This is a genomic window from Pseudomonas sp. RT4P38 (assembly GCF_054897765.1).
The window spans coordinates 5,635,700-5,647,031 of the sequence record NZ_CM142703.1; the positions used below are offsets into that span (position 1 = coordinate 5,635,700).

General features: G+C 58.3%; 11 protein-coding genes. 3 read left to right on the forward strand and 8 right to left on the reverse strand.

Features of this window, described 5'->3' with window-relative positions:
- Positions 1–589 precede the first annotated feature (589 nt).
- On the reverse strand, positions 590–1,894 hold the full coding sequence (locus ACYZT7_RS26185) for an IS4 family transposase (RefSeq protein WP_462038785.1): 1,305 nt from the start codon (positions 1,892–1,894) through the stop codon (positions 590–592).
- Positions 1,895–2,248: 354 nt separating this feature from the next.
- Here ACYZT7_RS26185 and ACYZT7_RS26190 point away from each other — a divergent pair, with 354 nt between their 5' ends.
- From ACYZT7_RS26190 to ACYZT7_RS26200, 3 genes are all read left to right on the forward strand, one after another.
- Positions 2,249–2,593, forward strand: coding sequence for a pilin assembly protein (locus tag ACYZT7_RS26190; RefSeq protein ID WP_415759296.1), 345 nt, complete (start codon positions 2,249–2,251; stop codon positions 2,591–2,593).
- A 275-nt stretch (positions 2,594–2,868) separates the two neighbouring features.
- A complete protein-coding gene (locus tag ACYZT7_RS26195; RefSeq protein ID WP_462038786.1) occupies positions 2,869–3,282 on the forward strand; it encodes a DUF4398 domain-containing protein in 414 nt (137 codons plus the stop codon).
- A gap of 49 nt (positions 3,283–3,331) precedes the next feature.
- Positions 3,332–4,120 carry an OmpA family protein gene (locus ACYZT7_RS26200; protein WP_462041866.1) on the forward strand — a complete coding sequence of 263 codons (789 nt, stop codon included), beginning with the start codon at positions 3,332–3,334 and terminating at the stop codon, positions 4,118–4,120.
- 76 nt (positions 4,121–4,196) lie between these two features.
- Here the strand turns inward: ACYZT7_RS26200 and ACYZT7_RS26205 are convergent, their stop codons facing one another.
- From ACYZT7_RS26205 to prfB, 7 genes are all read right to left on the reverse strand, one after another.
- Positions 4,197–4,526 (reverse strand): hypothetical protein, encoded by a 330-nt coding sequence (locus ACYZT7_RS26205; protein ID WP_461965830.1) that lies wholly within the window; start codon positions 4,524–4,526, stop codon positions 4,197–4,199.
- The gene (locus ACYZT7_RS26210) at positions 4,523–5,437 is read right to left on the reverse strand and encodes an alpha/beta hydrolase (protein ID WP_462038787.1); all 915 of its coding nucleotides are present in this window, start codon (positions 5,435–5,437) and stop codon (positions 4,523–4,525) included. Before ACYZT7_RS26210 ends, ACYZT7_RS26205 begins: the two co-directional genes overlap by 4 nt.
- A gap of 163 nt (positions 5,438–5,600) precedes the next feature.
- Positions 5,601–6,878: a flavohemoglobin expression-modulating QEGLA motif protein gene (locus ACYZT7_RS26215; protein WP_462038788.1), complete on the reverse strand. Its 1,278-nt coding sequence runs from the start codon at positions 6,876–6,878 to the stop codon at positions 5,601–5,603.
- Between the two features lie 36 nt (positions 6,879–6,914).
- Positions 6,915–7,481, reverse strand: a complete 567-nt coding sequence (locus ACYZT7_RS26220; protein ID WP_462038789.1) for a hypothetical protein — start codon at positions 7,479–7,481, stop codon at positions 6,915–6,917.
- A 159-nt stretch (positions 7,482–7,640) separates the two neighbouring features.
- Entirely contained in the window at positions 7,641–8,357 is a 717-nt protein-coding gene (locus ACYZT7_RS26225) for a TetR/AcrR family transcriptional regulator (RefSeq protein ID WP_461973978.1), read from the reverse strand.
- Between the two features lie 102 nt (positions 8,358–8,459).
- The gene (gene lysS / locus ACYZT7_RS26230) at positions 8,460–9,962 is read right to left on the reverse strand and encodes a lysine--tRNA ligase (protein WP_462038790.1); all 1,503 of its coding nucleotides are present in this window, start codon (positions 9,960–9,962) and stop codon (positions 8,460–8,462) included.
- Between the two features lie 103 nt (positions 9,963–10,065).
- Positions 10,066–11,161, reverse strand: a protein-coding gene (prfB, locus tag ACYZT7_RS26235) for a peptide chain release factor 2 (RefSeq protein WP_140677704.1) whose coding sequence is annotated in 2 segments (ribosomal slippage) — positions 10,066–11,088 and positions 11,090–11,161 — 1,095 coding nt in all. Because the reading frame shifts where the segments join, the coding sequence is not laid out codon by codon here.
- Between the last annotated feature and the right edge of the window lie 171 nt (positions 11,162–11,332).

Here is an 11,332-nt window from a genome sequence, read left to right on the forward strand (position 1 = left end):
GGCGGTTTCGCTTTTACAGCGAGTCACTTGGAAAAGCCCCAAGTAACCAAGGGCTCTTGCCCCGCCATTCGGTACCTCGCTTAGGCTCGGCATGCCCTCACTCCGGCATTGCTCCGGGGGCCCGCCGCCATCGGCCATCCATGGCCGGGGGCGGCTACCGCGGCATCCTTGCCGCGGTGCCCCCTGCGCAACGCCTGCGTTCGGCCTCTGGGAAAGGGGCGGCAGATCTGAAGCCAAAGCAAAGCAACAGCAAGATCAACAGCTTCGCGAGCAAGCCCGCACACACAAAGCAGATCGGCGTACGGCTTTCGCTCTTCACCACTCAACTGGCCGAGCGTTAGCTCGCCTGCAGCTTTTGATGTTGATGCACCGCCCCCTCGAGAGGCCGAGTGGAGGTTCTGCGCAGTGGGCAACCCGGCATGGATGCCGGGTTAGCCGCCCCCGGCCATGGATGGCCGATGGCGGCGGGCCCACGGAGCAGGACCGGAGCGAGGGCATGCCGAGCCTTAGCGAGGCACCGAACGTCAGGGGCAAGAGCCCTTGGTTACTTGGGGCTTTTCCAAGTGACTCGCTGTAAAAGCCATCCCTTTCAAGGTGTTTTCCCTTTATGGGCTTTGAGCACTCGATCGGTCGACACATGAGCATTCGCAGCCTTTCCCTCCAGCCACTCCTTGGGCTTGGCGATTTTGGGGCCGCGTATGCTTTTGGCAACCTGTTTGGGCTTGATATTCCTTGCCAGCGCCAACAAGCGCTGTGCCAGCGTTTCTGAGGTCGATTGAAGTGACAGATAATCCGACGGTAACGCGATCTGCATGCCCTCATAACCACTGCGCACTTGCACTGCCAAATGGAAAATCGATGCCTCCCATCCCTCTGGTTGCGTCTGGCGATGAGCCTGTTCAACGCTGCGCTTAAGCACTGACAAAACGTTGTAAGCCAACACGGCCGCGGCAAATCCCAGCAGAGCCGCCTTGGGGTTGCCCAGGCTTTCGATTTCACTGTCCAGCACCGATTCCAGGCGCTGGAACATCCCTTCGATACTCCAGCGACGACGATACAAATCGGCGATTTGCTCAGCGGTGATGGTGTCGGGCAAGTTGCTCCAGAACAACAGCATGGTGTCGCCTGATTCGGTAGCTTTTTGCAGGTTCAGTTCAACACGCCGCCACTGACGTCCGCCTTTCACTTCGATGGTTTGCTCGCGCACGCTTCCCGCCTCGACCGCGACAGGTTCTTGCCAGTCGCTTTCCTGAAGCAGGCGCGGATGCTTACTCGGCTCACGAATAATGAAAGAAGCGCCAGCGTCTTCGCAGGCCTCCATGACCGGGAGCGTGCAATAGAGCCGATCAGCCATCCACAACTGGCCCCTACTGGCGTTTTCCAGCAACGGCAGCACGCCGACGCGCTCACTGGCATAAGCATCTTCACAGGGCTGAAGATCGACGACCTGGTCCAGATCAGGGTCGTAAACCACGACCGAAAAACCAGGCCGGGCGGCGCCTCGTTCACGGCGCAACGCGCCCAGACGTTTTTCGCTGGAAGGCAGGTGGTTGCCGTCAACCACCCGCAGTTGCCAGCCAGGCAAAATGGCCGAGCAGCCCAATTCTTCAATCGTCGGAGCCAGGCGTTGCGCACTGCCGACTACCAACGCACGCAGCAGCGCGGGCTCCGTGCGGCTGACCTTGTCATAAAGCGCCGCCAAGCTGACGGGAAGATCTTCCATCTGCCGCGCCGCGGCATGTAGCGAGGGTCGCAAACCCAGTGAAACGAGGGACATCAGCTCAATAATGGTCGAAAACAAAAGCTCGCGCGGGTACTGGCGCTGACGATGTTCTTCGAACACCTGATCAACCCACTCTGCCGCAACGGCCTGCTCCAAAACCAATTTGGCCATGACACTGGCCGGCGCTTTTTTCTCGAACCGCGCTAAAACTTCTGCCCACATCGTCTCGCCGTCCTGACTGGAGTTTTGAGGATTTTATCAAAGACCTTGAAAGGGATGGCTGTAAAAGCGAAACCGATAGCAGCCGCTACCGCAGAAACGGATATACACCCAATCCCCCCCATGAACCCCCGCCACAAATGAGTGCGAACGCCTGAAGCACCGAGGCAACGTTCACCATTAGACGACGAAGGGACTTTAAACCTTGGGCGTTAAAGCTAGTCTGAAGAGTAAGCCAACGGCTGCCGCCGGCCATTGCCGGACACTGACACTGCCTGCCACGAGCAGGTGCGCAATGAGGTCACTATGAAAATCCGCGAGCTCGCCCATCACTGGGAAGAAAACGCCAAGGGTCGCCTGACCGATACCGGATACTCGATTCATCTGGATGTGGAAGCCGCCGCACGGCTGGCGGCAATTATCGAGATGTACCCCAAACGACACCCCGAAGAACTGCTCGGCGAGCTGATCGGCGCCGCGCTTGAAGAGCTCGAAAAGAGCTTCCCGTATGTGAAGGGCTCAACGGTTGTGGCCACCGACGAAGAAGGTGATCCGCTGTACGAAGACGTCGGTCCAACTCCGCGCTTCCTCGCGTTGTCCCGTCGTCATTTGCACGATTTGTCGGCCGTTGACGACAAACAGAAACACTGATTACCGCGCTTCTTTTCCCCTCCAAAAATGCATATTCCCGGGCTCGTTCAGGGCCGGGAGTACTGCTGCATATGATGGTAATTCCCGATTTAGAGCCTTGTCCGTTCGGTCAACGTTTTTTCAGGCAATGGGCCATATTCTCTGAACTTTTGAAAAACGCCTCGGGTCACACCCATTAACCACGCCTGGGACGGCCGTTTCATAACACCCCCGGAAATTGAAGGTTGCGGCTCCTTGCCCAGGATGGATTTTTAAGTTTTTCAGGAGTTATTCCAATGGAGTTGAAGACCATGAAAACCCGAACTGCCAAATCCTCGTTCCCACCTCTGCGTAGCTTGAAACTGGCTGCACTGGCCATCGGCAGCAGCCTCGTTCTGGCCGGTTGTGCCGGCAACCCGCCAAGCGAGCAATTCGCCGTGACGGAATCGGCGGTCAACAGCGCCGTCAGTGCCGGCGGTACCGAATTCGCGGCAGTGGAAATGAAGTCCGCTCAGGACAAGCTCAAACAAGCCGAAATCGCCCTGCACGACAAGAAGTATGACGAAGCCAAGATTCTGGCCGAACAGGCCGAGTGGGACGCTCGAGTGGCTGAACGCAAAGCCCAGGCGATGAAAGCCGAACAGGCTGTGAAGGACTCTCAGAAAGGGGTTCAGGAACTGCGTCAGGAAAGCCAGCGCACCGTGCAATAAGCGGCGCGGCACGACGCACTTCTTACTCGACTAAAAGGACGAAACCATGATGCGCAAACAACTGATGATCCCTGCCCTGCTGGCCGCAAGCGTTGCACTGGCCGCCTGCTCCACCCCGCCTAACGCGAACCTGGAACAGGCCCGTACCAACTACACCGGCCTGCAAACCAACCCGCAAGCCAGCAAAGTCGCGGCGCTGGAAACCAAAGAAGCCAGCGATTACCTGGACAAGGCCGACAAGGCTTACATGGACAGAGAGGACCAGGCCAAGGTCGACCAACTGGCATACCTGACCAATCAACGTGTTGAAGTGGCGAAGCAGACCATCGCGCTGCGCACCGCCGAAGCCAATCTGAAAAATGCCTCTGCGCAACGTGCCCAGGCCCGTCTGGACGCGCGCGACTCGCAGATCAAGCAATTGCAAGACAGCCTGAACGCCAAGCAGACCGATCGCGGCACGCTGGTGACGTTCGGTGACGTGCTGTTCGCCACCAACAAGGCCGAGCTGAAGTCCAGCGGTCTGGTGAATATCAACAAACTGGCCCAGTTCCTTCAGGAAAACCCGGACCGTAAAGTGATTATCGAAGGCTACACCGACAGCACGGGTGCGCCGAACTACAACCAGTCGCTGTCCGAACGCCGTGCGACTTCCGTGCAAGTGGCCTTGATCAAGATGGGTGTAGATCCAGCGCGCATCGTGGCCCAGGGTTATGGCAAGGAATACCCGGTGGCCGAGAACACCAGCGTTTCGGGTCGTGCAATGAACCGTCGGGTGGAAGTGACCATTTCCAATGACAACCAGCCGGTGATCCCGCGTTCGGCTATTAGCTCGAACTAAGCTTCGTCTACTGAAACACAAAAGCCCCGCCTGATCTGATCAGGCGGGGCTTTTGTTTTCAAGATCAAAAGGCGCGTTACGGTTGCAGTTTTTGCGGGGTTTCCTGACCTATGCAGCGCACGGCTTTTTTCTTGTTGTTGACCAACACACCACTCAGGCCTTTCTGTTCGGTGTCGAACATCACCAGCACGCCATCGATGCACTGGGCTACTTGCGCGGCCGGCTCCAGGGAGACTTTGTAGTCTTCGCCCGGCACAGTCTTGAGCAGGGTGAAGTCGCTGAGCAACAGCGCATCTTCGGGTTTGGCGAAGTGCAGGTAGCCGTAGAACCACAGGGCCCCGACAGTGCCGAGGATGCTGCAGATACCGGTGATGATCAGCGGGATGGCGTTACGTTCTTCACTCATTGCGGACTCTCTGGTGGTTCATCTTCAGAATTTTTCGGCGCCGGGTAATTCGGGACTTCACCCAGTCGGCGCAAACCGTTGAAATGTTGCGGGTCATCGAGATAACGCAGCATGACTTTGCGCCAGACCGGGTCGGCGAACGTCTGCACATGACCTCCACGGGTCAGTTGCAGCACTCGCGGCGGCGGCGCAGCTTGATACAGACGGATGCCGTTGGAAAGGGGCACGATCGGATCGTCGATGCTGTGGTAGATCAGTTTCGGTACGCCATTGAGCTGCGCCATGGAGTTGATCGCGCTGTCGCCATCCGGCACCAGCCAAGACAGCGGCACTTGAAACGCCCAGAACAGCCACGAAGTGCTCAGGGCAAACCGGCCGATACTGCGATAACTGGCAGGCACGCCGTCGAGCACGAAGGCCTTGAGTTGTTTCTGGCGTTCAGGGTGCTGAACCAGGTAATGCACGGCCATCGATCCGCCGAGGCTTTGCCCCAGGAGGATCAATGGCTTGCCTTTGACCTCCGGCGCCTGATCGAGCCATTTGAACGCGGCGTCGATGTCCTGATAGATCGCCGGCAGGCTCGGCTCCCCTTCGGACAAACCATAACCGCGATAGTCCACCAGCAGCACTTGATAACCCTGTGCCGGCAACCACCAACTCCCACCCAGATGCATGGGCAGATTGCCGCCGTTGCCATGCAGATGCAGCACGGTGCCTTTGACCTCGACACCTTTTTTCGCCGGCAACCACCAGCCGTGCAGCTTGAGTCCGTCGGCGGTGGTGAGGGTAACGTCGCGGAATTCGAGTTTGGCTTTTTCCGGGGTAAACAGCTGGCCGGGCTCGGGGTAGAACAGCAGCGAGCTGCAACCGCTCAAGGTCAGGAGAAGGCAGAAAAAGCCGAGGATTCTCATCCGTTGAAACCTCGCAAGAAATGGAGTTGGAACACAATCCTGTGGGAAATGAATTACCTGTGGGAGCGAGCTTGCTCGCGATAGCGGTGGATCAGCCAACATCTACGTTGAATGTTAAGCCGCCATCGCGAGCAAGCTCGCTCCCACAGGGATATCGCCGTTCTTAGAGGATGTTGGAGTAATCCGCTTCGATCCGGTCCAGGCTCAGGTGATTGAGGAAGTTGGAGAAGCACATCCACGCCGACAGCGCGTTCAAGTCACGGAACTGATCCGGAAGATACTTCGGTGCCACCACCAGCCCTTCATCCACCAACTGGCGCAAGGTCCGCATGTCTTCGAGCGTGGTCTTGCCACAAAACAGCAGCGGGATCTGCTCGAGTTTGCCTTTACGCACGGCCAACTGAATGTAGTTGTAAACCATGATAAAGCCCTTGAGGTAGGACAAGTCTTTGGTAAATGGCAGTCCATTGGGCACCGAGCCGCGGAAAACCCGGCTGGCATTGCCGTAGCTTTCAGCCATTTCGAAACCCTGCTCGCGGAAGAACTCGAAGATCTGCATAAAGTCCGCGCCCTCTTCCACCATGTGGATGGCGCGGGTGCGGTTGGTCAGTTTACGCAGACGACTCGGGTAGGAGGCGAAGGTGATGATTTCCATCAGGATCGCCAGGCCTTCCTGAGTCACCGTCGACGACGGCGGACCTTTGGAGAGGAAGGTGCAGATCGGCTGGTTCAGACCATTGAGCGTGGTGCCCACATGCACCAGCCCTTCGTGGACTTCCAGAGCGCGCACGTCACGCTCGTTGAACATCGCGTCGGCGCGAATCTTGATGTAGTCGGCGCCGGCCGCCGCATCGGCGACGATCCCGTCGGACTCGAACACCCGAATGGTTTCTTCGGCCTCGCCAAACACCTTGTTCAATCGATGTTGCAGCTGGCTGACGGCTTCCTTGGCGGTGAGGGTTTTCGGTTCGTCCTTCAGATCGCCACGGCCGTCGATGTTGTTCAGGTAATCGGAGAGCATCAGCCCCAAGTCGGCCAGGGTCGGGTCGCCGGCGTGGAACGCGTCGGACGCGGCACCGTACAACTCTTGGGAAATCAGCCCGAAATCCTCGGTGCCGCGCGCTTCGAGCATGCGCACCACCATCCGGTATTCCTTGCACATGCGGCGCATGATCTGGCCGACCGGGTTGAACTGACCCAACTGACGGGTGATGTCGCGCTCGATGTTCTGGAATTCCAGTTTCACTTTGCTGGAGTCAAAAGACAGCGGCCGACTGAGGTAATAGTCACGGTCCACGGCCGGCATTTCCTTGCCCTTGCCCTTGAGGAAACCCTTGCGGATGCCGTCGTCCCACTTGACCGCATCGAGGACGCGAATCGGCGTCTGCGCCAGCACAATGCGATCGGACAAAATGCGTATCGTCTGCTGGTAATCGTCCACCCGAAACTCCTGTAGAAAAACCGTTAGGTGCTGGCTTTATTTAACTTTAGCTTTGGCTTTGGCCAGGCGCTGATAGCGCACCGCCTCAACGAAGACATCGGAATTGGCCGGGTCGTCGAGGTAGGCAAACACCTGGTCCAGGTTGTTGTTGATCAACACGCCGTCGCCCTCGTCGGTCTGGAAGCCTTTGCCACTCAGGACTTTCTGCCCCAGGGCCTGGTTGATCTGCTCGAGGTCGAGGTTGTAGACCACCAGTTCGTGCTTATCGGTGAGTTCGAAACCAGCGATGGTGTAATGCCCACCGAACTGCGCTGGCACCTTCGCCGACAAGTACCAGCGACTGCCATGGCGGGTCACCGTGAAGGGGTAGGCTTCGCGTTCCTTGGGTTTAGCCTTGAAGTAGCTGACCGCCTGATAGCGATTATCGCCCAGGCGCGTCAGCTCCAGATTCAGCGGCTCGCCCCAGGCATTGGTGCTGGTCCATTTGCCGAGCAACCCTTTGGGCGCGGGTTCACTCGAGAGCAGCGGCTCCTTGAAGGTCACCAGACAGCCACTGAGCAGCAGGATCGACAAGGCGATCACAACGACACGCCAGGCTTTCATTCAACACTCCCTATCGATACACCGCGATCTCAAACCGACCCCGGACCCTGTGGGAGCGAGCTTGCTCGCGATAGCGGAGTGTCAGGCGACATCTATGTCGAATGTTAAACCGTCATCGCGAGCAAGCTCGCTCCCACAGGGGTGTGGGTTCCTTCAGGATTACACCGACGCCAATACCAAATGCATGTAGCGGGTCAGGATGCCGAGCATTTCTGCTTCGGCCCCAGGCTCGGCTTCGTTGAGCAGGCCCTGATATTCCATCCGTCCGATAATCGCCGTCAACACTTTGGCATCCTGTTGGGGTTCACGGGAACCCAATACCTCGAAAAGCTGGCAGGTGCCCTGGAGCAAAATCTGCTGATGTGAACGCACCAACAACGCCAGGCGCGGATTGAGCAACGCCTCCTGGCGGAAGGCTTGCTCGGCCATCAAGTGCTCGCGGCGATTGATCAATTGCCGATGAACATAGTCCGCCATCAGCCGCGCAATATCGTCCGCCAGCTGTGAACGGGACTCGGGAGTGCCATCGCCGCTGACAACCATCTCGCGCAACAGGCCTTCATTGCTGGCCCACAGCTTGCCCATGAACGCCGCGCTGCGTTCCACGTATTGGGCAAAGGTATCGGTGAGCAGGTCATCGATATCCTTGAAATAGTAAGTGGTGGCCGACAGCGGCACACCGGCCTCGGCAGCCACCGCGCGATGACGCACGGCCCGCACGCCATCGCGCACGACAATGCGCATCGCCGCATCGAGAATGTCCTGTCGACGCTGCTCGCTGCCCTGTCGGCTGGCCTTGCGGCCCTGGTACTGAACACTTTCAGCGACCGCAGTGGCGACGTCCGCTGCACCCTCTTGAGCAATTGCACGGTTCACGACAGGTATTCCTCTCTTACTTCAAAAGTAACCAATTGATACGTTTGTACCAGACAGGCAATAAAAAGCCGCCTGTTTTAGGCGGCTTTTTAGTTGAAACACTTACGCTTGCGGCCGCATGTGCGGGAACAGGATCACGTCGCGGATCGACGGGGAGTTGGTCAGCAGCATCACCAGACGGTCGATGCCGATACCTTCACCGGCGGTTGGCGGCATGCCGTACTCCAGCGCGCGAACGAAGTCGGCGTCGTAGTGCATGGCTTCGTCATCGCCAGCATCCTTGTCGGCCACCTGCGCCATGAAGCGCTCGGCCTGGTCTTCCGCGTCGTTCAACTCGGAGTAGGCGTTGGCGATTTCGCGGCCACCGATGAACAGTTCGAAACGGTCGGTGACGTTCGGGTTCTCGTCGTTACGACGGGCCAGTGGCGACACTTCGAACGGGTACTGAGTGATGAAGTGCGGCTGCTCCAGCTTGTGCTCGACCAGCTCTTCGAAAATCATCACCTGCAGTTTGCCCAGACCTTCGAAGCCCAGCACCTTGGCGCCGGCCTTCTTGGCGATGGCGCGGGCCTTGTCGATGTCGGTCAGGTCGTCAGCGGTCAGCTCAGGGTTGTACTTGAGGATCGAGTCGAACACCGACAGACGCACGAACGGTTCGCCGAAGTGGAACACTTTGTCGCCGTAAGGCACGTCGGTAGTCCCGAGAACAAGCTGAGCCAGCTCGCGGAACAGTTCTTCGGTCAGGTCCATGTTGTCTTCGTAGTCGGCGTAAGCCTGGTAGAACTCCAACATGGTGAATTCAGGGTTGTGACGAGTCGAAACGCCTTCGTTACGGAAGTTGCGGTTGATCTCGAACACTTTCTCGAAGCCGCCAACAACGAGGCGCTTGAGGTACAGCTCCGGCGCGATACGCAGGAACATTCCCATGTCCAGCGCGTTGTGGTGAGTCTCGAACGGCTTGGCTGCAGCACCGCCGGGGATGGTTTGCAGCATCGGCGTTTCGACTTCAAGGAAGTCACGCTGCATCAGGAAGCTGCGGATGTGCGCAATCACTTGCGAACGAACGCGGAAGGTCTGGCGCACGTCATCGTTGACGATCAGGTCAACGTAACGCTGGCGATAGCGCTGTTCGGTGTCGGACAGGCCGTGGTGCTTGTCCGGCAGTGGGCGCAGGGACTTGGTCAGCAGGCGCACGCGGGTCATTTCGACGTACAGGTCGCCCTTGCCGGAACGCGCCAGGGTGCCTTCAGCGGCAATGATGTCGCCCAGGTCCCAGGTTTTCACCGCAGCCAGGGTTTCCTCGGACAGGGTTTTACGGTTGACGTAAACCTGAATCCGCCCGGACATGTCCTGGATCACCATGAACGAACCACGGTTGAGCATGAGACGACCGGCAACCTTGACCGGGATTGCAGCCTCTGCGAGCTCTTCCTTGGTCTTGTCCGCGTACTGTTTCTGCAAGTCTTCGCAGTAGTTGTCGCGGCGGAAGTCGTTCGGGAAGGCATTGCCCTTGGCGCGCTCGGCAGCCAGCTTTTCCTTGCGCAGGGCGATCAGGGAGTTTTCTTCCTGTTGCAGGGCTTGCGGATCGAGTTCTAGGTCGCTCATGTCTTTAAAAATTCCATCACAGGTTCGTTGCCCCTGCCTGACCGGCAGGGTTCGCGGGCAAGCCTCGCTCCTACAGGGGCATGACACCCCTGTAGCGCGTGCCTTAGAGCCCTTGTTTCAGGCTGGCCACCAGGTATTCGTCAATGTCGCCGTCGAGCACCTTGTCGCAGTCACTGCGTTCGACGTTAGTGCGCAGATCCTTGATCCGCGACTGGTCGAGCACGTAAGAGCGAATCTGGTGACCCCAGCCGATGTCCGACTTGGTGTCTTCCAGGGCTTGCGAGGCGGCGTTGCGTTTCTGCACTTCCTGCTCGTACAAGCGCGCCCGCAACATTTTCATCGCGGTGTCTTTGTTGGCGTGCTGGGAGCGTTCGTTCTGGCAGCTGACCACGGTGTTGGTCGGTACGTGCGTAATACGTACGGCCGAGTCGGTGGTGTTTACGTGCTGACCACCGGCACCGGAGGAGCGGTAGGTGTCGATGCGCAGGTCCGACGGGTTGATGTCGATTTCGATGTTGTCATCGATTTCCGGCGACACGAACACGGCCGAGAACGAGGTGTGACGACGGTTACCGGAGTCGTACGGGCTCTTGCGCACCAGACGGTGCACGCCGATTTCGGTACGCAACCAGCCAAAAGCGTATTCGCCCTTGATGTGGATCGTGGCGCCCTTGATCCCGGCGACTTCACCGGCCGACAGCTCCATGATGGTCGCGTCGAAACCGCGTTTATCGGCCCAGCGCAGGTACATGCGCAGCAGGATGTTGGCCCAGTCCTGAGCCTCGGTACCGCCGGAGCCGGCCTGGATGTCCAGGTAGGCGTTGTTGGCGTCCATCTCACCGCTGAACATGCGACGGAATTCGAGTTTTTCCAGGGACTCGCGCAGACGCTCGACTTCGGCAGCGACGTCATCGACGGCAGCCTGGTCTTCTTCTTCGGCGGACATCAGCAGCAGGTCCTTGGCGTCGGCCAGGCCGGTGTGCATTTCGTCGAGGGTTTCGACGATCTGAGCCAGCAGGGACCGCTCGCGGCCCAGCTCCTGAGCGTACGTCGGGTTGTTCCAGACATTCGGATCTTCAAGCTCGCGATTGACTTCAGTCAGACGCTCATGCTTTTGATCGTAGTCAAAGATACCCCCGAATAGTTTCGGAGCGCTCGGACAGGTCCTTGATACTGTTAAGGATCGGGTTGATTTCCATGGCGGGCAGCACTCGTTGGCGAACTTTTGAAAGCCGGCGAGTATAACGTAATCAGGCTGTCACGGCAGCCCGCCTGGCGGACTGAATGCCGTCCAATTCCGTTTTGACAGCCTCAAATGAAGGAAACCTTCGCTAAGAAAAATCCCAACCAGCAAAAGTACTCTTCCTACA